The following is a 21,884-nucleotide window of genomic DNA, read 5'->3' as shown; positions in this document are numbered from 1 at the left end:
TCGATGAAACCCCACGCCACGGCCATCAACCAACGGCTGATTCGCGGTCAGACCCCGTCTTATGAACGCTTGCAGGCACGTCTCGCTGAAGACGGCAGCGCGCTGGCCGCCGAGCCGATCGCGGTGCATTGCGGTTGGGGCCGGTTGCTGATCGGCCACACCTTTCCTGACCCGGCGTCGTTGGCGCAGGAACTGCTCAACGAGCAGCCCGGCGAACGCGATATCGCGCTGTACGTGGCTGCGCCGCAGCAGATTCTCGGGCTGGAACCGACGCAGCTGTTTCTCGATCCGTCCGACACGTTGCGTTTGTGGTTCAGCGATTACCGTCAGGCCACCCGCGTGTTTCGCGGCTTCCGCATTCGCCGGGCGCAGAACGAGGCGGACTGGCAGGCGATCAATCTGTTGTATCAGGCGCGCGGCATGTTGCCGATCGACTCCACCCTGCTCACCCCGCACCATCAGGGCGGCCCGGTGTATTGGCTGGCCGAGGATGAGGACAGCGGCGCGGTGATCGGCAGCGTCATGGGCCTGAATCATCACAAGGCGTTCAACGACCCGGAAAACGGCAGCAGCCTGTGGTGCCTCGCGGTTGATCCGCAGTGCTCGCGGCCGGGTGTCGGCGAAGTGCTGGTGCGTCATTTGGTCGAGCACTTTATGAGTCGCGGGTTGAGCTATCTCGATCTGTCGGTGTTGCACGACAACCGTCAGGCGAAAAACCTCTACGCCAAGCTCGGTTTTCGCAACCTGTCGACCTTCGCGATCAAACGCAAAAACGGTATCAATCAACCGCTATTTCTTGGCCCTGGCCCGGAAGCGCAGTTCAATCCGTATGCGCGGATCATCGTTGAAGAAGCGCATCGGCGCGGCATTGACGTGCAGGTCGACGACGCCGACGCCGGGTTGTTTACGCTCAGCCATGGCGGCCGTCGCGTGCGTTGCCGTGAATCGCTGAGCGACCTGACCAGCGCGATCAGCATGAGCCTGTGTCAGGACAAAAGCCTGACGCACAAAGTACTGAAAGCGGCCGGTCTGAACCTGCCCTCGCAGCAACTGGCGGGCAATGCCGACGACAATCTGGCCTTTCTCGATGAGCATCAACGGGTGGTGGTCAAGCCGCTCGACGGTGAACAGGGCCAAGGTGTGGCCGTGGATCTGCAGAACATCGAAGAGCTGCAGCAGGCCATCGAAGCGGCGAAACAATTTGATAGCCGAGTGCTGTTGGAGAGCTTCCACGAAGGCCTTGATCTGCGAATTCTGGTGATCGGTTTTGAAGTGGTCGCAGCAGCGATTCGTAAGCCGGCGGAAGTGGTTGGAGATGGTCAGCATTCGATCGGTGCGTTGATCGAGGCGCAGAGTCGGCGTCGCCAGGCGGCCACCAGTGGCGAGAGCAAGATTCCACTGGATCACGAAACCCAGCGCACCTTGCATGCGGCCGGGTATGACTACAGCAGCATTCTGCCGGCGGGTGAGCATTTGTTTGTGCGCCGTACCGCGAATCTGCACACCGGTGGCACGCTGGAGGATGTGACGGCGATTCTGCATCCGACGCTGGTCGACGCGGCGGTGCGTGCGGCGCGGGCGCTGGACATTCCCATGGTTGGCCTCGATTTGATGGTGCCGGCGGCGGATCAGCCGGAGTACGTGTTTATCGAGGCCAACGAGCGCGCCGGGTTGGCCAATCATGAACCGCAGCCGACGGCTGAGCGGTTTGTTGATTTGTTGTTTCCGCACAGTCAGCCGGCCATTTAACCCCTTCCTGATCGTTCCCACGCTCTGCGTGGGAACGCCTCACCGGACGCTCCGCGTCCATTTGGGACGCAGAGCGTCCCGGGCTGCATTCCCACGTAGAGCGTGGGAACGATCAGTGCTCAACCCATCAGGAGTTTCCATGACCCCACAAATCCCCGAACCGGATCTCAACTACCTGCAAAAAGTCCTCCTGGAAATGCTCGCCATTCCCAGCCCGACCGGGTTCACCGACACCATCGTCCGTTACGTCGCCGAGCGCCTTGAAGAACTCGGCATCCCGTTCGAAATGACCCGGCGCGGCACCATTCGCGCCACGCTCAAGGGCAAGAAAAACAGCCCTGACCGCGCGGTTTCGGCGCACCTCGACACCATCGGCGCCGCCGTCCGCGCGGTGAAAGACAACGGTCGTCTGACCCTCGCCCCCGTCGGGTGCTGGTCGAGCCGTTTTGCCGAGGGCAGTCGTGTCAGCCTGTTCACCGACAACGGTGTGATTCGCGGCAGTGTGTTGCCGTTGATGGCGTCCGGGCATGCGTTCAACACTGCGGTGGATGAGATGCCGATCAGTTGGGATCACGTCGAATTGCGTCTGGACGCCTACTGCGCGACCAAGGCCGATTGCGATTCGCTGGGCATCAGCGTTGGCGATGTGGTGGCGTTTGACCCGCTGCCGGAGTTCACCGAAAGCGGCCACATCAGCGCCCGTCACCTCGATGACAAGGCTGGCGTTGCTGCGCTTCTGGCTTCGCTGAAAGCCATCGTCGACAGCGGTCAGGAATTGATGATCGATTGCCATCCGCTGTTCACCATCACCGAAGAAACCGGCAGTGGCGCGGCGGCGGCATTGCCATGGGACGTCAGTGAATTTGTCGGCATCGACATTGCGCCGGTCGCGCCGGGACAGCATTCCAGCGAACACGCGGTGAGTGTGGCGATGCAGGATTCCGGCGGCCCTTACGACTATCATCTGTCGCGGCATTTGCTGCGCCTGGCCGCTGAAAACGAGCTGCCGGTGCGTCGTGATCTGTTCCGTTATTACTTCAGCGATGCGCATTCGGCGGTGACCGCCGGGCACGATATTCGTACCGCTCTGCTGGCGTTTGGTTGTGATGCGACCCATGGTTATGAGCGTACGCACATCGACAGTCTGGCCGCGCTGAGCCGATTGTTGGGCGCGTACATCTTGAGCCCACCGGTGTTTGCCAGTGATGCGGCGCCGGCGAATGCTTCGCTGGATCGCTTCAGTCATCAGATTGAACATGACACGCAGATGGAGAGCGAAACGCGGGTGCCGCCGGTGGATAGTCTGGTAGGGCAGCGCTCCGACAATTAATGTGACCATTAGGCCGCCTTCGCGAGCAAGCTCGGCTCCTACAGTTGACCGCGTTTCCTGTAGGAGCTGAGCTTGCTCGCGATGAGGCCGGTACTGACTACACAAAACTGGCAGCCAACCGGCAATCGCCGTAGCATCCCGACATTGATTCAGCCGAGGTGCCCATGCTCATCCCTTACGACGCTCTTGAAGTCGACACCCTCACCCGCCTCATCGAAGATTTTGTCACCCGCGACGGCACCGACAACGGCGATGACACGCCGCTGGAAACCCGCGTGCTGCGCGTGCGTCAGGCGCTGACCAAAGGCCAGGCGTTGATCGTCTTCGACCCGGAAAGCGAGCAGTGCCAGTTGATGCTCAAGCACGACGTGCCCAAGCATCTATTCGACTGAAATTCTCAGCGGGCCCCTTCGCGGGCCTGCTTGCGTTGGATTCGTTCATAGACTTCGGCGCGGTGCACATTGACCTTCTTCGGCGCTTCGACGCCAAAGCGCACGCTGGAACCGTTGACGGACAGCACGCGCAGGGAAATATCGTCGCCGATGGAAATCAACTCACCGACAACACGGCTGAGTACAAGCATGAGGTTCGTCCTTCAGGGGGTGGCAAACCCTGAAGATGCGCGGCTTGCCGGCGCGCCACAATGTGTGGCCGGCAATTCAGTCTTGCCCTACAGCTTGGCAAGCCCTTGGCTGTCAGACGCTTCCGACAAATCGATGATTCAGGCAGCCGAAAACCGCGGCCCGAACAGAATCACGCTGGCGCCGATCACACACAGCGCCACGCCGATCCAGTCCGAACTCAACGGGCGCACGCGCTCGACCACCATCAGCCAGCCAATCGACGCGACGATGTAGATCCCGCCATAAGCGGCATACGCACGGCCGGCATAGTTGGCTTCAACACGGGTCAACAACAACGCGAACAACGTCAGGCTGAGCAACGCCGGGATCACCCACAACGCACTTTTGCCCTGACGCAGCCACATGAAGAAAGCGTAACAACCGGCGATTTCAAACAGCGCCGCGAGGAAGAACCACAAGTAATTGAGCATTGACGCGTCTCGACAGGGTGACCATTGCGGCCACCCTAACGACGCAATCCGCTACGGGCAAGGTCAGCCGTTGTTCTGTTTGGCCTTGGTGCGCATTTTCTCCGCCATCGAGGTCATTTCGTTGTAGAGCAGTTGCGGGTTTTTCTGCTTGATCGCCCACGCCATGCGCCCTTGTTCGTGAGGCAGGATCATGAACTCGCCGGCAGCGACTTGCTGGTAAATGTAATCGGCGATGTCCGCTGCGGTAATCGGCGAACTCTCCAGCAACTTGCCGACCGCCGCCTTCATTGCCGGGGTCGGGCCACGGAAAGAATCAAGCAAGTTGGTCTGAAAGAACGAAGGACAGACCACATGCACGCCGACTTCCTGTTGCGCCAGTTCAATCAACAGACTTTCCGAAAGCGCCACGACACCAGTCTTGGCGACGTTGTAGTTGCTCATTGCCGGGCCCTGCATCAGCGCGGCCATCGAGGCGATGTTGATGATCTTGCCTTTGCTTTGTTCGAGCAGCGGCAGGAACGCTTTGCAACCCTTGACCACACCCATCAGGTTGATCGCGATTTGCCAGTCCCAGTCTTCCAGCGACAGTTCGCTGAAGAAACCGCCTGACGCGACGCCGGCGTTGTTAACGATGATGTCGATGCCGCCAAGTTTTTCTTCGCAAGCCTGTGCGAAGGCTGTGAGTTGGCTGTAATCACGCACATCGCAGCGCTGGATGAAGCCGTCGCCGCCCGCCTCGCGCACCATTTTCAGGGTTTCCTGCAGGCCGGGTTCGCTGACGTCGGACAAGGCCAGTTGCCAGCCTTCACGCGCCCAGCGCAGCGCGATTTCGCGACCCAGGCCTGAGCCCGCGCCAGTGATCATCATGCGATTTTGCATAGCAGACAGCCTTGTTGTTCTGGGGAAGATGCGCGGAGTGTAGCGAAGGTTGTGTGTGCGCCCACGCTCCATCAAGTTGCTGAATACAAGGTCAAAAGATCGCAGCCTTCGGCAGCTCCTACATGGATTTGTGTAGGAGCTGTCGAGTGAAACGAGGCTGCGATCTTTTTGCGTCAAAGGAAATAAGCGACTAATCCAAATACATTAAAAAAACATTGAATTTTCTTTCATTCGCACCAGTCGGATTTTGTAAGCCGCCTGGAATTACTTAGTCTCCAGTCGCCCCTTGAACACCAAGACTTCTCGAACTCTCTCAACAAGGAAATCGACATGGGCACAATTCTTATCATTATCCTGATCCTGTTGCTGATCGGTGGTCTGCCGGTCTTCCCGCACTCCAGAAGTTGGGGTTATGGTCCGTCGGGCATCATCGGTGTGGTGCTGGTCGTGCTGTTGGTGCTGTTGCTACTGGGTCGGATATAACCCTTCAGCCGGCAAAAAAAAGAGGCCCTTTTCAGGGCCTCTTTTTTATTGCGCGGACTTTTACTTTACAGCGCTTAGTCCGGCTTGCCGTTAATCACACCGGCGGTGTTGTCCATCAGGCTCTTGGTCGCCGTTTGCAGGAACGCTTCGAGTTTGTGTTTCAACTCGGCAGCGCGTGGTGCATCCGGAATAACCTCGGCACTTGGGGTGGCGCCCAGTTGGTACTGATAGACCTTCGCCGACATGTCCTTGTCTTTCGGCAGTACCAGAATCTGGTCTGCGGTGACGATGGCAGTGGTCTGCTCGCTGCCCGACGGCTTGATCACACCGAAACCGGTGTCGCCTTCCGGCAGGTTGAGCAGGTCACGGCCCCAGCACTGGTGACGCACTTCGCCACCGAGGCGACCCATGATGGTCGGCACGATGTCGATCTGCGTGCCCACGGTGTGATCACGGGTGCCGAACTTCTCCTGGATGCCCGGCGCGATCATCAGCATCGGCACGTTGAAGCGGCCCAGATCCATTTCGGTGATCTGACGCTCATTGCCGAAACCGTGGTCACCGACGATGACGAACAGGGTTTCCTTGAAGTACGGCTCTTTGCGCGCCTTCTCGAAGAACTGACCCAACGCCCAGTCGGAGTAGCGCATGGCGGTCAAGTGTTCGTTGAGGCTGCCACGATCGGTCACGCGCTCGACCGGCAATGGCGACGGCAAGGCGTATGGCGTGTGGTTGGACAGGGTTTGCAGCAACGCATAGAACGGCTTGCCGTTTTCACGCGCCTTCAACTCGACCAGACCGCGATCGAACATGTCCTGGTCGGACACGCCCCACGTTGGATCGGAGAACACCGGGTTAACGAAATCGTTACGGCCAACGAAGTTGGTCATGCCTTGGTTGCTGAAGAAACCCGACTGGTTGTCCCAGGCGAAGTCACCGTTGTAGACATAGACGTCGTCGTAGTCACGGTGGCTAAGCAACTGCGGCAGGCCGGACAGTTTGTGACTGCCTTCCGGGGTCTGCATCAGGTATTCGAAACCCGGCAGGTTCGGGAAGCAGGCCATGGTCGCGAACATACCCTGGTGGGTGTGCGTGCCGTTGGAGAAGAAACGGTCGAACAGCAGGCCTTCCTTCGACAGTTTGTCGAGGTACGGCGTGATGTTGCCCGGCGCGCCCAATGCACCGACCGAGTGACCGGCCATGCTTTCCATCAGGATCACGACAACGTTCTTGATCGGCAGGGTCTTGTCGGCCGGCGGTGTGTAGTCGCGGCGCACGGCAGCGATGTCGGCATCGGCCAGTTTGTCGTCCGGCATCACCAACATCTCGCGCACCACTTTCTGCGCTTCTTCTTGCGGCAGTGTGGCTTTCCAGATGTTGTCGCGGTCTTCGCCCATGCGGTCTTTCGCAGCGGCGATCAGCGACAGCGTACCGTTGAGGCCGAGCTGGTTGGCGAAGTTGGAATCGGTGGTGTAGACGTCACCCCAACGCATTGGCGGGCCCTGACGCAGGGTGCCACGCGCGGCAACCACGCAGATCAACAGGCACACCACGAATACCGCAGCGCGGGTGTACCACGGCGCCACCTGACGGCTGCTGACGGTACCGCCGCTGAACGGCCCGCGCGGACGCGTTGCACGATCAGCGCCTTTGAACGCCAGGGTCAGAATCACCGTGCCGACGACCCACGCCAGCAGATAACGCACCACCGGGAAACCGTACCAGAGCATGCTCATCACGGTTTTCGGGTCTTCTTTCACGTACTGGAACACCAGACCGTTAAGGCGCTGGTGGAACTCACGGTAGAAGTCCATCTCCATCAGGCCGAGGAACAGCGCGATGCTCGAAGCGATGGTCAGCCACAGACGGAAGAAACCGCGTGCTGCCATGGCCCGGGCGCTGAACAGCGCCAGTACCAACGGAATGCACAGGTAAACCACCAGGCGCAGGTCGAAACGCAGGCCGTTGGCGAAAGCTTCGAGGAACGTCGAAGCGGGGGTATCGAGGATCATCTCGCGGTTGTAGACCAGCAGCGCGAGGCGCAGCACGGAAAACATCACCATCATGACCAGCGCACAAAGCAGCGTGTAGGCCAGATGCGATTTGACGGTCGGTTGCAGCAGGCGAGCAGAAGATCGCTGCTGATTCAGGGCGTCCGGGTTTGCCATGTCGTTTTAGGACCCATTAGTTGAAGTTGCAAAAATACAGCGGCGCCCTGCCCTCTATTGGCCATTCCAGGCCCCGGGGCGTGCGCGGTGCGCAAATGTTGCACGATCGTTCGCACCATTGCCATTGATTACTGCCCCGCCGCCAGACAGTTTCATTTCAAGCGGCAGCAGACAGCGGCAACGTGCAAACAGCGCGGGCGAATTGTCTGGAACACTTTGTGAAAATTTCGTGCAACGCATATCTGGAAACACAATATAGATACAAAACAAAACGCCCCGAATCGGTCGGGGCGTTTTGTGTAGAGCGGGCTGATTACTTCTCGGCGCGTTCTTTCAGAGCTTTGAGGGTGTTGAACGGTGCGTCGACCACGAACTTGTTGGCAACCATCGCCGGCACGCTGCCGCCTGGCTCGGTGTGAACCTGGTAGGTCACTTCAACCTGATCACCTTTTGGTACGAACTTCCAGAAGCCTTTGACCTGTTCAACACGAACGAAGCCTTTTTCTTCCGGAATGTACTTCGGCAGGCCTTCCAGGTTGCGGGTCAGGCTGCCGTCGGCGCCTTCAACGGTGGTGACTTTCAGCACCGAGTCACGCGGGGTGACTGGCCAAGGCGTGTTGAACTGGGTGTAAGTCCAGCTCTGATCGCCTTCGTGTTTAAGCAATTTCTGGATCTTGCACTCGTGAATCCAGGCGCAGGCACCGGAAACGTCTTCCTGCAGCGCGCGCAGTTTGGCGACGGTGGTCTTCATCAGCGCGACGCCCTGATAGGACTTGTAGTCCGAACCCGGCACTTCGCTCAGGGAGACTTTGATGCCGTCTTCGTTCTTGGCGACTTTCCAGTCTTCCGCCTGGGCAACCGAGGTGGCCAGCACAGCGGTCAAACCACACAACACAGCGATACGATGCAGCGAACCCATAGTCTTATTCCTTATTGTTGAAGTTCCGTTCGTTTGACACATCACGCCGCCGTCATTTGTTCCCACCAGCCGATCAGCCTGATCGCTTCTTCCGAGCTGCTGCCGCAGACTTCAATGTCGGCAGAGAAGCCGGAACAGACTGCCGGGCGCTCGGGGCGGCCGAAAATATTGCACAGGTTTTCGACCGAGAGTTGCACGCAACGTTCGCCGGCAGGTTTGCCATCAGGCATGCCGGGAATCGGCGAACTGATGGAGGGGGCGATGCAGCAAGCGCCACAGCCTTCACGGCATTTCATGACGGACAAATCCTCGCGACGGGCGATGTATAAAAGGGACGCGGAACAGAGTAACCGCTAAAACGGCTGTTTTAAATTGCCTGAACCGGGGTTTTTAGAGATTACTGAATGTGACTGACCAGTCTCCGACAAAGCGTCTGGTCTGCGGGTCACAGCAACGTGCTGTTTATTGCTTGAATTCGAAATCGAGCGCCGCGCCTTCCACTTCCCGACGCTCTTCGTTGCGCAGCTGCAACTGCATTTCGTTGCTGAGCAGACGGCCATTGAGCTGGAACCCGGTGTTTTTCTCGCCGAACATCTGCGGCAGGATCGGCTCGCGCTTGGGCATCTCGACGGCGCCCTTAGGCTTCAACTCTTGAACCATGTCTTTGGGCAGGCTCAGATCGAGTTTGGTCGACGGCAGCGGGGTTTTCGCCACTTCACGGGCGGACTTCGATTTGGAAGCCACCGGTGGGCGTTTCTTCACGATTTTCTGCTGGGCTGGTTTCGCAGCTGCGGCCTTCTTCACTGCCGGCGTTTTTTTCGCCGGCGTGGTCGCTGCCGGTTTTTCCGGGCCAGACGCCATGACATCGGGCACATGGCCGATCATCAGCAGGCAAAGCACAACCCAGGCGGCAGGAAAAATCGCTTTCATGAACTCCAACGACATTAACGGCAGAGGGCCATATGCTGGCCTGTTGCACGTCACATGACAAGCATGACGCGCCGTTCGTTCAGAAACCGCCCGCCGTTTCCTGACACAGTTGCGTTGCCAGCAAGCCCAGAGTCATCAACGCCCGCTCCGCCTCGCGGTTCCACGGAATGCCGCAATTCAGGCGGATACAGTGGTTGAACTGCTCGGTATTACTGAAGATCAGCCCCGGCGCGATACTGATGCCCTGCTGCAAGGCGCGCACGTGCAAATCCTGCGTATTCACCCTCCCCGGCAAGCTCACCCAGAGAATGAAACCGCCGGTGGGCCGGGTCATTTGCGTGCCTTCGGGGAAATACTGCTGCACTGCCAACTGGAAAGCGCTGAGATTCTTGCGGTACTCCTGACGGATGTAGCGCAAATGCCGGTCATAGCCGCCGTTTTCCAGATACGCCGCAATCGCCATCTGCGTGACGCTGCAGGCTGAATGGGTGCTGAAGGTCTGCAGACGCTGGATTTCCTGCTGATACTTACCGGGAATCATCCAGCCGATACGCACGCCGGGCGACAAGGTCTTGGAAAAACTCGAGCAGTAAATGACCCGATCCAGTCGATCGTAAGCCTTGAGCGCTTTGGTCTTGCCCTGCTCGAACATCAATTCGCCATAGATGTCATCTTCGACGATCTGGATATCGAAATCCGAGGCCAGTCGCAGCAACTGTTTCTGGCGCTCTTCGGGCATGGTGCCACCCAACGGATTGCTCAAGCGCGTGGTCAGCACCAGCGCTTTGATCGACCATTGGTTGGCCGCCAGTTGCAGAGCTTCGAGGCTCATGCCGGTGGCGGGATCACTCGGGATTTCGATGACTTTCAAGCCAAGCAGATCAGCCAGTTGCAGCAAGCCGTAATAAGTCGGCGACTCAGCGGCGATCAGATCACCCGGGCGGGTCAGCACGCGCAGCGACATCTGCAAGGCATCGACACAACCGTGGGTGATCACCACTTCTGACGGATCGACGACGACACCGGCGTCGCGCATGCGAATCGCCACCTGCCGGCGCAACGGTTCGAAACCGGGGCTGAACATGTAACTGAAAGCGCGCGGGCTGTGGAATCGGGTGACTTTCGCCAGTTGCTGATGCAGCGCGCGCACCGGCAAATAATCGACGCTCGGCACGGCGGCACCCAACGGGAACACACCTTCGCGGCGCGACTCGACCAGTACCTGTTGAATGATGCTGCTGCGCGTCACCAGACCGGGACGCTCAACCCGCGCGATGTCCGGCGTTGGCGCAGTCAGTGCGGGGGTCTGGTGGACGTAATAGCCGGACTGCGGGCGGGCGCGAATCAGCCCCTGATCTTCGAGATTGGCGTACGCCTGCAACACCGTGGCATGGCTGACGTTGAGCTGCGAACTCATCTTGCGCACCGAAGGCACGCGCTCCCCCGGTTGATAGACACCACGGCGGATGTCTTCGGCCAGTTGTTGAGCAATACGTTGGTAGAGCAAGAGATTAGTCATGACGCAGCACTCGATTTCACGGGCATTTTATTCTTGTGTGAAACAATACCGGAACAGTTTAGAAGTGTACTGGGACAGTTGCCACAATACTCGACCATACAGTGCAGTGTCTGCCCCCGACTGTACCGATTTGCGAGCCAATCGACAGACGTAAAAAAGCCCGGCGCTGCATGACAGGCCGGGCTTTGTAGGAGCTGTGTAGGAGCTGCCGAAGGCTGCGATCTTTTGATCTTCAAAAAGAAAAGTCAAAAGATCGCAGCCTTCGGCAGCTCCTACAGGGTTTTGCGTTGCTTAACGGGCGGCGCCGAGCTGGCCTTTTTCGTCGGAGAAGACAATTTCCACGCGACGGTTCTGAGCTCGCCCACGCTCGGAAGCGTTGACGTCCACCGGGTATTCGTCGCCGTAGCCTTCGACCTGAATGCGTTTGTCCTCGATACCGAGATCCATCAGCACGTCGGCCACCGCTTGCGCGCGGTCGCGGGACAGCTTGAGGTTTTCCTGCTTGCCGCCAGTGCTGTCGGTGTAACCCTCGATGCGCACTACGCGTTTCGGGTTCAGTTGCAGGAACTGGACGATTTTCAGCACGACACGGTTGGCCGAGTTTTTCAGCTCCGCTTCGCCCGTGTCGAACAGCACGTCGCCGAGGGTCATCACCAGACCACGGTCGGTCTGCGTAGTGGCCAATGCGACGATCTGCTCTTCGAGCCATTTGCCTTGCTGCTGCACGCTGAGCAGTTTCGATTCGCGCAGGGCCAGTTGCAGGCGCTGACGTTCGAGTTCGAGCTTGGCGATGCGTTCTTCGTTGAGCACCTGATTGGTGTGCTCGCGGGCGATTTCGCTGTAGCGCTGGCTCAGGTAGGCGTAATGCACTACGTCCGAACCGCTGCCCCAATAGGTCGACAGGCGATCGGCGCGGGCCAGGGATTCCCCGGCGCGGATCACGTCTTTCGGCGCGATGCGCAGCACGTTGGAGTCTTCTTTGACTTTCTGAAAGTCAGCGCCCGCTTCTTGCAGCGCGGATTCGCTGTGTTGGCCGGCGCAACCGAAAAGGCTGGCGCAACCGGCGAGGATCAGACCGCCAAGGACTTTCGACTTGAGGCTCATTGGGCATCTCCCAGTTGCTTGCGCAGACGGACGATGCGGGTGTTGAGCACATTCACCTGTTCTTCACTTTTTTGCGTCAGCACTTTGGCTTCGGCCAGACGCGCATCCAGTTCGGCCTGTTCGGCACGCATCCGCGCATTGCGGTAGGACTCGTCGGCCATGTTGCCCTTGGCTCGATCGTATTTGGTTTCGGCCAGTTTCATTTCCGGCACATCATCAGCGGTGGCACCGACAGCCTTGGCCTGGGTGATGGCCTGCTCGGTGAGGCGCATTTGTTCGTTGGGTGCCGGATCGCTGGCGCAACCGGCCAGAGCCAGAACGGCCATCGCCGCGAAAAGAGGTCGAATACTCACTAAGAATCCCTACTGTTTTGGGGCACTGACAGGTTGTTGCGGCTGTTGCTGCTGCGCCTTCCAGCGCTCGATATTGCGTTGCAGCACGGCTTCCGTCAGTCCGGACGCGGGCAATTCTGTCATCTTTTTGGCTAGCTGTCCGCGCAACCACGGATCGTTGCAGGCCGAGTTGTGGGAAACCGCGAGGAACAGGCCCGGGCGGTCGATGGGTTGCTCGAACGCCAGCAGATCATTGGCCATGCCCAATGCCTGCGCGGCGGCCATGCTCGAGTAGCGGCCGGCGAGTACATATTCCACTTCGCCAAGGAGCAATTTCTGCAGGGCCTGGGTGAGGTTGGCTGTCTTGGTCAGGGCCAGATTCTGCTCGGCGAAAGTACTGAATCCTTGCGTCATTCGAGACTTTTCCGACAACGCGCCTGCGTGACCCTGCAGGTCTTTGGCTTCGCTATAGACCAGTGTCGAGCCTTTGCGCGTCCACACCAGGTAGTCGTTTTCCAGCAGTGGCGGGTAGATGTAGTCGAGGTTTTCCAGCTCGTTGAAGATCAGCGGCGCGTCGGCGAGCATGTCCATGCGCCCGCTGCGCACTTCGTCGAGGGCTTGCGAGCGTTTGCCGGCGTAGAGCAACTCGACTTTGATGCCGAGATCCTTGGCCACTTGTTGAAGCAGGTCGGCACTGGCGCCGATCAACTGCTTGGGATTTTGCGGATCCTGCCACAGGTACGGCGGCGCATCCGGGCTTCCGGTGACGACGAGGCGCTCGCACTTGCCTGCGGCCATGGCCAAACCGGGCAACAGGGCCAAACCCAACAACCATCCGCAGCGCAGATCCATGGCGAAACGCTCCCACTCAAATCCAAGACAAAAAAAAGCCCGACCAACAGGTCGGGCTCTTTATAAGTGAAGCCGCCGGTTTAAACCAGCTTCTCCAGCTCAGGGACTGCTTCGAACAGATCCGCCACGAGACCGTAATCGGCCACCTGGAAGATCGGCGCTTCTTCGTCCTTGTTGATCGCAACGATCACTTTGGAGTCTTTCATACCGGCCAAATGCTGGATCGCGCCGGAGATACCGACGGCGATGTACAGCTGTGGCGCAACGATTTTGCCGGTCTGACCAACCTGCATGTCGTTCGGTACGAAACCTGCGTCGACGGCGGCGCGCGAAGCGCCCACCGCAGCGCCCAGCTTGTCGGCCAGGGCATACAGGTGTTTGAAGTTGTCGCCGTTCTGCATGCCGCGGCCGCCGGAAACGACGATCTTGGCAGCGGTCAGTTCTGGACGATCGGACTTGGCCAGTTCTTCGCCAACGAAGCTCGAAGTGCCCGCGTCGTGTGCAGCGCCGACGGCTTCAACAGCCGCCGAACCACCTTCAGCAGCAACCGGGTCGAAACCGGTGGCACGCACGGTGATCACTTTGATCGCAGCGGTCGATTGCACGGTAGCGATGGCGTTACCGGCATAGATCGGGCGCTTGAAGGTGTCAGCGCTTTCGACCGAGATGATCTCGGAGATCTGGTCCACGTCCAGCTGCGCAGCAACGCGCGGCAGGATATTTTTGCCGTTGGAGGTCGCGGCAGCCAGGATGTGGCTGTAGCCAGCGCCAAGCTCAGCGACCAGCGGAGCAACGTTTTCCGGCAGCTGATGCGCGTAAGCCGCGTTATCAGCGTTCAGGACTTTGCTCACGCCAGCGATTTTCGCTGCGGCTTCAGCCACGGCGCCAGCGCCTTGGCCTGCAACCAGAACGTGGATGTCGCCGCCGATTTTGGCAGCAGCAGCCACGGTGTTCAGTGTGGCCGGGGCCAGCACTTTGTTGTCGTGTTCAGCGATTACCAAGATAGTCATGATTAGATTACCTTCGCTTCGTTTTTCAGTTTCTCGACCAGTTCAGCCACCGACTTGACCTTGATGCCTGCGCTGCGTGCAGCCGGCGCTTCGACTTTCAGGGTCTTGTTGGTGGAGGCGGTGGAAACGCCCAAAGCGTCCGGAGTCAGCACTTCGAGAGGCTTCTTCTTGGCTTTCATGATGTTTGGCAGGGACGCATAACGCGGCTCGTTCAAACGCAGGTCGGTGGTGACGATCGCCGGCAGTTTCAGGGAAACCGTCTGCGCGCCGCCGTCGATTTCGCGAGTCACGGCAACGCTGTCGCCCGAGACTTCGACTTTCGACGCGAACGTGCCCTGACCGTAGCCGCTCAATGCAGCGAGCATCTGGCCGGTCTGGTTGTTGTCGCTGTCGATGGCCTGTTTGCCCAGGATCACCAGCTGAGGCTGTTCCTTGTCGACCACAGCCTTGAGCAGCTTGGCCACGGCGAGCGAGGTCAGATCTTCAGCGGATTCGACGAGGATGGCACGGTCGGCACCCAGAGCCAGTGCGGTACGCAGCTGCTCCTGAGCGGTGGTCGGGCCGATGGAGACGACGACGATTTCAGTCGCAACACCCTTCTCTTTCAGGCGTACGGCTTCTTCCACTGCGATTTCGCAGAACGGGTTCATCGACATCTTGACGTTGGCGAGGTCTACGCCGGAATTGTCCGCCTTGACGCGAACCTTGACGTTGTAATCCACAACGCGTTTGACAGCTACAAGAACCTTCATGGATTCCTCGTTACTCTCCGGTGAAAAGAAAGTCGCCTAGGCGAACCTGGCGGTTGATGCTCATCGGGCTACAAGGGCACCTCTAAAAACGCCGGCTTGTACTCGAGATGATTTCACGTTGCGAAGTGCGTGACCGTTCGTCAGTGGTGACCATTCAGTCATTCAACTTCGCGGTGTGTAAACTGCGCGCCAGACCTGCGCTGCGCATCACCCTTTCTGCCTACGCCCTGTCTTTAGAGGTGCTCTTGAAACCGCCAGTCTGCCTACGACGAGCGCAAAACCGCCCGTATCTTGACCGGAACGCCTATTCCGGTCAATACAGCAAAATGACCATTCATAAGCCGCGCTTCTTTGATTTCTCTGGGCTGGAGCCAATTCAAACAAACGTTTGTATTGGACGCTGAGAGTGGTGTAGATATAATGCGCCGCCTAGAGAGAAAGGTGGGTTTCCCGATATTCCCTTTGACGTTAACGTAAAGGCAATTCGGATGCGAGATCGAACCTCCAAATTAGAAAAAAAACTGTGAGCCTTGAGTAGGAGATAGCCTGTGGAACGCGAATACATGGAATTCGACGTGGTCATCGTCGGTGCCGGCCCCGCTGGCTTGTCCGCCGCCTGCCGTTTGAAGCAGAAGGCCGCCGAAGCCGGTAAGGAAATCAGCGTCTGCGTGGTCGAAAAAGGCTCCGAAGTCGGCGCACACATCCTGTCCGGCGCCGTGTTCGAACCACGCGCTCTGAACGAACTGTTCCCGGACTGGAAAGAACTCGGCGCCCCGCTGAACACGCCAGTCACCCGCGACGATATTTTCGTGCTGAAAAACGCCGAAAGCGCACAAAAAATTCCAGACCTCTTTGTGCCCAAGACCATGCACAACGAAGGCAACTACATCATCTCCCTCGGCAACCTGTGCCGCTGGCTGGCCCAGCAGGCCGAAAACCTCGGCGTAGAAATCTACCCGGGCTTCGCCGCTCAGGAAGCGTTGATCGACGAGCAAGGCGTGGTGCGCGGCATCATCACCGGTGATCTCGGCGTCGACCGCGAAGGCAATCCGAAGGAAGGCCTGTACACCCCGGGCATGGAACTGCGTGGCAAATACACGCTGTTCGCCGAAGGCTGCCGTGGTCACATCGGCAAGCAACTGATCAAGCGCTACAACCTCGACAGCGATGCCGACGCTCAGCATTACGGCATCGGCCTGAAAGAAATCTGGGAAATCGACCCGGCCAAACACCAGCCAGGTCTGGTGGTGCACACCGCCGGCTGGCCGCTGGACATCATGGGCACCGAGAACACCGGTGGCTCGTTTCTCTATCACCTGGAAAACAATCAGGTGGTAGTCGGTCTGATCGTCGATCTTTCCTACAGCAACACGTACCTGTCGCCGTTCGACGAGTTCCAGCGCCTCAAGCATCACCCGGTGCTGGCTCAGTACCTGGAAGGCGGCAAGCGCATCAGCTACGGCGCTCGTGCGATCTGCAAAGGTGGCCTGAACTCGCTGCCGAAAATGGTCTTCAAGGGCGGCGCGCTGATCGGTTGCGACCTCGGCACCCTGAACTTCGCCAAGATCAAAGGCAGCCACACCGCGATGAAGTCGGGCATGCTCGCCGCAGAATCGGTAGCTGACGCGTTGTTCGCTGAGAAGGACGGCACTGAAGAACTGACCACTTATGTGGACGCGTTCAAGAAGAGCTGGCTCTACGACGAACTGTTCGCCAGCCGTAACTTCGGCCCGGCGATTCACAAGTTCGGCGCCATCGTTGGCGGCGGTTTCAACTGGCTCGATCAGAACATCTTCGGCGGCAAACTGCCGTTCACCCTGCACGACACCAAGCCGGATTACGCTTGCCTCAAGCTCGCCGCCGACTGCAAGAAGATCGACTATCCGAAGCCGGACGGCAAACTCAGCTTCGACAAACTCAGCTCGGTGTTCATCTCCGGTACCAACCATGAAGAAGAACAGCCTTGCCACTTGAAGTTGAAAGACCCGAGCATCCCGATCAGCAAAAACCTGCCACTGTACGACGAACCGGCGCAACGCTACTGCCCGGCCGGCGTATATGAAGTGATCACCAAGGAAGACGGCGAGAAGCGCTTCCAGATCAACGCCCAGAACTGCGTGCACTGCAAGACCTGTGACATCAAGGATCCTTCGCAGAACATCACCTGGGTCACGCCGGAAGGCGCTGGCGGCCCGACTTACCCGAATATGTAAGTCGAACCGCTGAACAACGAGGCTCCCGAACCGGGGGCCTTTTTGTTGCCCAGAATTCCTCTAACACCACCGAACTGTAGGAGCAAAGCTTGCTCGCGAAAGCGGTGTATCAGATATCAACAATGTTGACTGACACACCGCTTTCGCGAGCAAGCTTTGCTCCTACGAGGGATATGCGTGGAATCAGGCAGCGCGCTCATCGCCCGGGCTGCGCTCGAAGTAGCGCTTATATTCGCGACTGAACTGCGACGTACTCTGATACCCGACCCGATGCGCCACTTGCGCCACGCCCAAGCCCTCCGCCACCAGCAACGTCTGCGCCTTCAACAAGCGTAAACGCTTCAGATACTGCACCGGCGACAACAACGTGCTGCGTTTGAAATGCTCATGAAACGTCGACACGCTCATGTTCGCGCAACCGGCCAATGTCTCGACATTCAACGGCTCGGTGTAATGCGCATGCAGATGACTGATCGACGCCGCCACCCGCGCAAACTGCCCCTGCTGCTCGACCAATGCGCGCAACACATCCGCCTGCGGCCCGCGCAACGCAACGAACAATAATTCACGTACCCGCGCCGGCCCGAGAATCTGGCACTCCAGCGGATCGTGCAGGCAACTCAACAGGCGCTCGACGCAGCCACGCATGTCATCGTCGAGCACCACCGAGGTCATCGACTCCGGCGTCTGCGCCGGAATATGCCGCCCCGGCGCCAGCCCCATGGCCAACACCAGTTCACCGAGCAACACCCGATCAATCGCCACGCTCACGCCGAGCAACGGCGCATTCGGCAAGGCAAACGTCTCACACTCGAACGGCACCGGCAGCGCCTGAATCAGGTAATGCCCGGCGCCATATTCCATCGTCCGCGGCCCGAGAAACGCCAGTTTGCTGCCTTGGGCGATGATCATCAGGCTCGGCTCATAAATGTGCGGGCCTCGGGCGACGTCGCAACTGGCGCGCAACACTTGCACACCGGGCAACCCGGTCGGGGAATAACCATCGCGCAGCGCCAGCGGTTCGATCAACGAAACCAGCCGGGCATTGGCATCAAGATGACGGGTTAATTGCATCAAAACTCTTCACTGAAAATAGGGCGGAAAAAGGCGATGAAAGCATGATGGCAGATCCTTTTGCCGCTGCGGCCAATCAAACCCGCATGCCGGAGGATTAGGCATGAGACCCGGAGGAATCGTCATGGCCGGACTGCCAGTCGACGCCCAGAATGCGCCGCCTCACTTGTTCCTGCTTTTGCGAGGTTTCACATGTACACCGCCATCGGCTATGCCGCCCAATCGGCCACCACGCCCCTCGCCCCGATGAAATTCGAACGTCGCAGCCCACGCGCCGACGACGTCGCGATCGAGATCCTCTACTGCGGCGTCTGCCACTCCGACATCCACCAGGCCCGCAATGAATGGGGCATCGCTGTTTACCCGTTGATGCCCGGCCACGAGATCGTCGGAAAAGTCACCGCGATCGGTGCGAATGTCACCCAACACAAAGTAGGCGATCTGGTCGGGGTTGGCTGCATGGTCGACTCTTGCCGCACCTGCGAAGCCTGCCAGTCGAACCTTGAGCAATACTGCCTCGAAGGCCCGACCATGACCTACGCCACTCCGGATCGGGTAGATGGCAGCAACACCATGGGCGGTTATTCCGACAGCATCGTCGTCAGCGAACACTTCGTCGTGCGCATTCCGGAAAGACTGGCACTGGCCAGTGCTGCGCCGATTCTGTGCGCCGGCATCACCACCTACTCACCGCTCAAGCACTACGGCGTCAAGGCTGGCGACAAGGTCGGGATTCTCGGCATGGGCGGTTTGGGCCACATGGGCATCAAGTTCGCCAAGGCCATGGGCGCCGAAGTCACCCTGTTCACCCGCTCGGCGAGCAAGGCGGAAGAAGGTCGTCGTCAGGGTGCCGATCATGTGATCGTTTCCACTGATGCCGAGCAGATGAAAGCGGCTGCCGGTTACTTCGACTTCCTGCTCGATACCATTCCGGTGCAGCACGATCTCAACCCGTACCTCGACACCCTGCGCTTCGACGGCGTGCACATTCTGGTTGGCCTGATCGAACCGATCGATCCGCCCGTGCATGCCGCCAAACTGGTATTGGGTCGCCGCATCCTGGCCGGTTCGCTGATCGGTGGCGTCGCCGAAACCCAGGAAGTGCTGGATTTCTGCGCCGAGCACAACATCACCTGCGACATTGAAATGCTCGACATTCGCCAGATCAACGAAGCTTATGCGCGCATGATCGCCGGCGACGTGAAGTACCGTTTCGTCATCGACATGGCGACGCTCAAGGTTTAAACCCGCTTAAACCTTCAAGCCAAGCTCCGCCGAGAGCCGGGCTGTGACCCCTTTGATCAGGGGAATCAGCTCGGCCATTTTTTCCAGCGGCATGTACGGCACGGTGCTGGCGATACTGATCGCCGCCACGATGCCCTTGCTCGCATCGCGAATCGGCGCCGCCACGCAGCGGATCGACGGTTCGTTGTCTTCCAGATCGAAGGCGTAGCCACCGGCGACGTACTCGGTCATGCGCTGCTCAAGCTGTTCCCACGACTGCTGGGGATGCTGCGGCCAGAACTGACTTTTCCCACCCGCCGGCAGACTGATGTCGTACAGCCGCTTCCAATCTTTCGGCGAGTCATCGAGCATCAACGCCTTGCCAATCCCGGTGCGCGCCAACGGCATGCGATGGCCGACCCGCGAACGCATTTCCGGGCCATTGCGCCCCGGGTTCTTCAGCAGATACAGCACTTCATCACCTTCACGAATGCCCAAGTGCACGGTGTCGCCGGTCAGCGCCGACAACTCGTCCAGATACGGCCCGGCCAGGCTCACCAGCGGCAACTCTTCGCGTGCCTGGAAACCCAGTTCGATCAGCTTCGGCCCGAGCAGATAACCGACTTGTGGCACCACGCGCAGATAGCGTTCATCGACCAGGCAACTGGCCAGACGATGGGTGGTGCTGCGTGTGGTGCCGATCAGTCGGGCAATTTCCTTGAGATCGCGGGCGCCACTGGCCACCGCTTGCACCACACCGAGGCCGCGCAACAGCGTCTGGGTGCCGGTGGGCGCGGCGTCCTTGGTTTTTTCCGGAGCGTCTTCCTGCATATCCAGCCTTTACCGTTGAGCGAGGGAACGGGCGGCATTATGGTCGCCCGACGCAGACCACTACAACTCGATACGCTCGACCTTGCCGACCAGCAGCACGTAGGACAAAGCACCGATCAATGCGAGCACCGCGATATACGTGATCGCCGGCGCGAACGAATCGCCGCTGGCGAGGAAGCCGATCACGATCGGCGTGGTGATCGCCGACAGGTTGCCGATGAAATTGAACACCCCGCCGGTCAGGCCGAGCAAGCGTGCCGGGGCCAAGGTCGATACCAGCGACCAGGTGATCGAGGCCAGACCGTTGCCGAAGAACGCCAGCGCCAGAAAGGCAATCACCAACGGCGTCGACTCAACGAAATTGGCGCCGATGATCGAGGTAGAAATCAGCAGCCCGCCAATGATCGGCAACTTGCGCGCAAAGCCGACGGTGTAGCCGCGACGAATGAGGAAGTCGGAAAAGAACCCCGAGCACAGCACGCCAACGAACGCGGCTAAAAACGGCAGCGATGCGAGCAGGCCGGACTTGATGAAGTCCATACCGCGATATTTCACCAGGTACGTCGGGAACCACGTCAGGAAAAACCACAGCGTCGAGTTCAGGCAAAACTGGCCGAGGTAGATGCCCCACAATTTGCGTTTGGTCAGAACGATACCGAGATCGGTCCAGCTGAATTTGGCTTTGACCTTGGCCGTTTCTTTCTGAATATCGACCAAGCCACCGCCCTCGCGGATCAGGTCGATTTCGGCTTCGTTGGCGCCTTTGAAATCCCGCGGCTCGCGATACACCGCGTACCAGATCGCCGCCCAAATGATGCCGACCGCGCCGGTCGCGACGAACACCATGTGCCAGCCGAATTCGTGTTGCAGCCAAGCGAGTACCGGGGTCAGAAATGCCAGGCCGACGAATTGCCCGGAGGTATAGAAACCGATGGCCGTGGCGCGTTCACGCTCGGGAAACCAGGTTGTTACAACGCGACTGTTGATGGGATAGGCCGGTGCTTCCAGTGCACCGACGGCCATGCGCAGCACGAACAGCGCGATGAAACTGGCGGCGAAACCGAGCATCACCGTGGCAATCGACCACAACAGCAAAGCGACGCTATAAAGGATGCGCGGCGGCACGCGATCGACCAGCCAGCCGCCGGGGATCTGCATAGCGGCGTAGGTCCAGCCGAACGCGGAGAAGATCAGGCCGACGTGGATCGGGTCGATGCCCAGATCGCTGGTCAGCGCCGGCGCGGCAATCGACAGGTTGCTGCGGTCGAGGTAGTTGATGACCACGGTGATAAACAGCAACACCATGATGAAAAACCGCTTGCGGCTGGGCGCGACTAAAGACGCCTGCCCGGTGAGGGTTTGCGGTTGCATGGGGAGAGCCTCTTTTTATGTTTATTGAGGTCGGCCTGAGGCCTGATCGTTCCCACGCTCCGCGTGGGAATGCAGCCAGGGACGCTCCGC

Annotated in this window: 22 protein-coding genes; 6 read left to right on the top strand and 16 right to left on the bottom strand. The window is 59.2% G+C overall.

Annotated features, from left to right (window positions below; all coding sequences use genetic code 11):
• Positions 1–3: 3 nt before the first annotated feature.
• The 3 genes from ngg to GVL50_RS01660 all read left to right on the top strand — a co-directional run bounded on the left by ngg (position 4) and on the right by GVL50_RS01660 (position 3,471).
• Positions 4–1,749, top strand: a complete 1,746-nt coding sequence (gene ngg / locus GVL50_RS01670; protein WP_053122502.1) for an N-acetylglutaminylglutamine synthetase — start codon at positions 4–6, stop codon at positions 1,747–1,749.
• A 139-nt stretch (positions 1,750–1,888) separates the two neighbouring features.
• Positions 1,889–3,079 carry an osmoprotectant NAGGN system M42 family peptidase gene (locus GVL50_RS01665; RefSeq protein ID WP_053122504.1) on the top strand — a complete coding sequence of 397 codons (1,191 nt, stop codon included), beginning with the start codon at positions 1,889–1,891 and terminating at the stop codon, positions 3,077–3,079.
• A 164-nt stretch (positions 3,080–3,243) separates the two neighbouring features.
• Positions 3,244–3,471 (top strand): YheU family protein, encoded by a 228-nt coding sequence (locus GVL50_RS01660; RefSeq protein ID WP_003192759.1) that lies wholly within the window; start codon positions 3,244–3,246, stop codon positions 3,469–3,471.
• Between the two features lie 5 nt (positions 3,472–3,476).
• Here the strand turns inward: GVL50_RS01660 and csrA are convergent, their stop codons facing one another.
• The 3 genes from csrA to GVL50_RS01645 form a co-directional block, all read right to left on the bottom strand.
• A complete protein-coding gene (gene csrA, locus GVL50_RS01655; protein WP_053122506.1) occupies positions 3,477–3,662 on the bottom strand; it encodes a carbon storage regulator CsrA in 186 nt (61 codons plus the stop codon).
• A 138-nt stretch (positions 3,663–3,800) separates the two neighbouring features.
• Complete coding sequence (locus tag GVL50_RS01650; protein WP_159811523.1) at positions 3,801–4,133, bottom strand: YnfA family protein; 333 nt, start codon at positions 4,131–4,133, stop codon at positions 3,801–3,803.
• A 63-nt stretch (positions 4,134–4,196) separates the two neighbouring features.
• The gene (locus GVL50_RS01645) at positions 4,197–5,012 is read right to left on the bottom strand and encodes an SDR family oxidoreductase (protein ID WP_159811522.1); all 816 of its coding nucleotides are present in this window, start codon (positions 5,010–5,012) and stop codon (positions 4,197–4,199) included.
• 324 nt (positions 5,013–5,336) lie between these two features.
• Here GVL50_RS01645 and GVL50_RS01640 point away from each other — a divergent pair, with 324 nt between their 5' ends.
• Positions 5,337–5,495 carry a DUF3309 family protein gene (locus tag GVL50_RS01640; RefSeq protein WP_169432680.1) on the top strand — a complete coding sequence of 53 codons (159 nt, stop codon included), beginning with the start codon at positions 5,337–5,339 and terminating at the stop codon, positions 5,493–5,495.
• A 74-nt stretch (positions 5,496–5,569) separates the two neighbouring features.
• Here the strand turns inward: GVL50_RS01640 and GVL50_RS01635 are convergent, their stop codons facing one another.
• The 10 genes from GVL50_RS01635 to GVL50_RS01590 all read right to left on the bottom strand — a co-directional run bounded on the left by GVL50_RS01635 (position 5,570) and on the right by GVL50_RS01590 (position 15,081).
• Positions 5,570–7,663 (bottom strand): LTA synthase family protein, encoded by a 2,094-nt coding sequence (locus tag GVL50_RS01635; RefSeq protein ID WP_159811521.1) that lies wholly within the window; start codon positions 7,661–7,663, stop codon positions 5,570–5,572.
• 313 nt (positions 7,664–7,976) lie between these two features.
• The gene (locus GVL50_RS01630) at positions 7,977–8,582 is read right to left on the bottom strand and encodes an START domain-containing protein (protein ID WP_159811520.1); all 606 of its coding nucleotides are present in this window, start codon (positions 8,580–8,582) and stop codon (positions 7,977–7,979) included.
• A 41-nt stretch (positions 8,583–8,623) separates the two neighbouring features.
• Entirely contained in the window at positions 8,624–8,878 is a 255-nt protein-coding gene (locus GVL50_RS01625; protein WP_053122516.1) for a YkgJ family cysteine cluster protein, read from the bottom strand.
• A 166-nt stretch (positions 8,879–9,044) separates the two neighbouring features.
• Complete coding sequence (locus GVL50_RS01620; protein ID WP_159811519.1) at positions 9,045–9,512, bottom strand: translation initiation factor 2; 468 nt, start codon at positions 9,510–9,512, stop codon at positions 9,045–9,047.
• 79 nt (positions 9,513–9,591) lie between these two features.
• A complete protein-coding gene (locus GVL50_RS01615) occupies positions 9,592–11,031 on the bottom strand; it encodes a PLP-dependent aminotransferase family protein (RefSeq protein WP_053122520.1) in 1,440 nt (479 codons plus the stop codon).
• A 291-nt stretch (positions 11,032–11,322) separates the two neighbouring features.
• Positions 11,323–12,135 carry an OmpA family protein gene (locus GVL50_RS01610; protein WP_122592114.1) on the bottom strand — a complete coding sequence of 271 codons (813 nt, stop codon included), beginning with the start codon at positions 12,133–12,135 and terminating at the stop codon, positions 11,323–11,325.
• Positions 12,132–12,488: a DUF4398 domain-containing protein gene (locus GVL50_RS01605; RefSeq protein ID WP_172680141.1), complete on the bottom strand. Its 357-nt coding sequence runs from the start codon at positions 12,486–12,488 to the stop codon at positions 12,132–12,134. The genes GVL50_RS01610 and GVL50_RS01605 overlap by 4 nt, the downstream gene beginning before the upstream one ends.
• 9 nt (positions 12,489–12,497) lie before the next feature.
• Positions 12,498–13,319, bottom strand: coding sequence for an ABC transporter substrate-binding protein (locus tag GVL50_RS01600; RefSeq protein WP_159811518.1), 822 nt, complete (start codon positions 13,317–13,319; stop codon positions 12,498–12,500).
• 80 nt (positions 13,320–13,399) lie between these two features.
• Positions 13,400–14,329, bottom strand: coding sequence for an electron transfer flavoprotein subunit alpha/FixB family protein (locus GVL50_RS01595; RefSeq protein WP_007908340.1), 930 nt, complete (start codon positions 14,327–14,329; stop codon positions 13,400–13,402).
• 2 nt (positions 14,330–14,331) lie between these two features.
• A complete protein-coding gene (locus GVL50_RS01590; RefSeq protein WP_007908338.1) occupies positions 14,332–15,081 on the bottom strand; it encodes an electron transfer flavoprotein subunit beta/FixA family protein in 750 nt (249 codons plus the stop codon).
• Positions 15,082–15,629: 548 nt separating this feature from the next.
• Here GVL50_RS01590 and GVL50_RS01585 point away from each other — a divergent pair.
• Positions 15,630–17,294 (top strand): electron transfer flavoprotein-ubiquinone oxidoreductase, encoded by a 1,665-nt coding sequence (locus GVL50_RS01585; protein WP_008085524.1) that lies wholly within the window; start codon positions 15,630–15,632, stop codon positions 17,292–17,294.
• A 183-nt stretch (positions 17,295–17,477) separates the two neighbouring features.
• Here GVL50_RS01585 and GVL50_RS01580 read toward each other — a convergent pair whose 3' ends face one another.
• Positions 17,478–18,368, bottom strand: coding sequence for an AraC family transcriptional regulator (locus GVL50_RS01580; RefSeq protein ID WP_053122530.1), 891 nt, complete (start codon positions 18,366–18,368; stop codon positions 17,478–17,480).
• Between the two features lie 192 nt (positions 18,369–18,560).
• Here GVL50_RS01580 and GVL50_RS01575 point away from each other — a divergent pair, with 192 nt between their 5' ends.
• The gene (locus GVL50_RS01575; protein WP_053122532.1) at positions 18,561–19,613 is read left to right on the top strand and encodes an NAD(P)-dependent alcohol dehydrogenase; all 1,053 of its coding nucleotides are present in this window, start codon (positions 18,561–18,563) and stop codon (positions 19,611–19,613) included.
• A 6-nt stretch (positions 19,614–19,619) separates the two neighbouring features.
• Here the strand turns inward: GVL50_RS01575 and GVL50_RS01570 are convergent, their stop codons facing one another.
• Both GVL50_RS01570 and GVL50_RS01565 read right to left on the bottom strand, forming a co-directional pair.
• Positions 19,620–20,423, bottom strand: a complete 804-nt coding sequence (locus GVL50_RS01570) for an IclR family transcriptional regulator (RefSeq protein WP_159811517.1) — start codon at positions 20,421–20,423, stop codon at positions 19,620–19,622.
• A 60-nt stretch (positions 20,424–20,483) separates the two neighbouring features.
• Entirely contained in the window at positions 20,484–21,794 is a 1,311-nt protein-coding gene (locus GVL50_RS01565; RefSeq protein WP_159811516.1) for an MFS transporter, read from the bottom strand.
• Between the last annotated feature and the right edge of the window lie 90 nt (positions 21,795–21,884).

Source organism: Pseudomonas sp. 18058 (assembly GCF_902706155.1).
GTDB lineage: Bacteria > Pseudomonadota > Gammaproteobacteria > Pseudomonadales > Pseudomonadaceae > Aquipseudomonas > Aquipseudomonas rustica.
Note: the sequence above shows the minus strand (reverse complement) of the source record. Positions and strands in the feature narration are given on the sequence as shown.

What these genes read in the sequence shown, in the direction of transcription:
- GVL50_RS01645 (WP_159811522.1), bottom strand. Translation starts at nt 5,012, where the DNA reads ATGCAAAATCGCATGATGATCACTGGCGCGGGCTCAGGCCTGGGTCGC.
- ngg (WP_053122502.1), top strand. Translation starts at nt 4, where the DNA reads ATGAAACCCCACGCCACGGCCATCAACCAACGGCTGATTCGCGGTCAG.
- GVL50_RS01590 (WP_007908338.1), bottom strand. Translation starts at nt 15,081, where the DNA reads ATGAAGGTTCTTGTAGCTGTCAAACGCGTTGTGGATTACAACGTCAAG.
- GVL50_RS01565 (WP_159811516.1), bottom strand. Translation starts at nt 21,794, where the DNA reads ATGCAACCGCAAACCCTCACCGGGCAGGCGTCTTTAGTCGCGCCCAGC.
- GVL50_RS01635 (WP_159811521.1), bottom strand. Translation starts at nt 7,663, where the DNA reads ATGGCAAACCCGGACGCCCTGAATCAGCAGCGATCTTCTGCTCGCCTG.
- GVL50_RS01625 (WP_053122516.1), bottom strand. Translation starts at nt 8,878, where the DNA reads ATGAAATGCCGTGAAGGCTGTGGCGCTTGCTGCATCGCCCCCTCCATC.
- csrA (WP_053122506.1), bottom strand. Translation starts at nt 3,662, where the DNA reads ATGCTTGTACTCAGCCGTGTTGTCGGTGAGTTGATTTCCATCGGCGAC.
- GVL50_RS01570 (WP_159811517.1), bottom strand. Translation starts at nt 20,423, where the DNA reads ATGCAGGAAGACGCTCCGGAAAAAACCAAGGACGCCGCGCCCACCGGC.
- GVL50_RS01580 (WP_053122530.1), bottom strand. Translation starts at nt 18,368, where the DNA reads ATGCAATTAACCCGTCATCTTGATGCCAATGCCCGGCTGGTTTCGTTG.
- GVL50_RS01610 (WP_122592114.1), bottom strand. Translation starts at nt 12,135, where the DNA reads ATGAGCCTCAAGTCGAAAGTCCTTGGCGGTCTGATCCTCGCCGGTTGC.
- GVL50_RS01595 (WP_007908340.1), bottom strand. Translation starts at nt 14,329, where the DNA reads ATGACTATCTTGGTAATCGCTGAACACGACAACAAAGTGCTGGCCCCG.
- GVL50_RS01600 (WP_159811518.1), bottom strand. Translation starts at nt 13,319, where the DNA reads ATGGATCTGCGCTGCGGATGGTTGTTGGGTTTGGCCCTGTTGCCCGGT.
- GVL50_RS01660 (WP_003192759.1), top strand. Translation starts at nt 3,244, where the DNA reads ATGCTCATCCCTTACGACGCTCTTGAAGTCGACACCCTCACCCGCCTC.
- GVL50_RS01630 (WP_159811520.1), bottom strand. Translation starts at nt 8,582, where the DNA reads ATGGGTTCGCTGCATCGTATCGCTGTGTTGTGTGGTTTGACCGCTGTG.
- GVL50_RS01575 (WP_053122532.1), top strand. Translation starts at nt 18,561, where the DNA reads ATGTACACCGCCATCGGCTATGCCGCCCAATCGGCCACCACGCCCCTC.
- GVL50_RS01615 (WP_053122520.1), bottom strand. Translation starts at nt 11,031, where the DNA reads ATGACTAATCTCTTGCTCTACCAACGTATTGCTCAACAACTGGCCGAA.
- GVL50_RS01620 (WP_159811519.1), bottom strand. Translation starts at nt 9,512, where the DNA reads ATGAAAGCGATTTTTCCTGCCGCCTGGGTTGTGCTTTGCCTGCTGATG.
- GVL50_RS01665 (WP_053122504.1), top strand. Translation starts at nt 1,889, where the DNA reads ATGACCCCACAAATCCCCGAACCGGATCTCAACTACCTGCAAAAAGTC.
- GVL50_RS01650 (WP_159811523.1), bottom strand. Translation starts at nt 4,133, where the DNA reads ATGCTCAATTACTTGTGGTTCTTCCTCGCGGCGCTGTTTGAAATCGCC.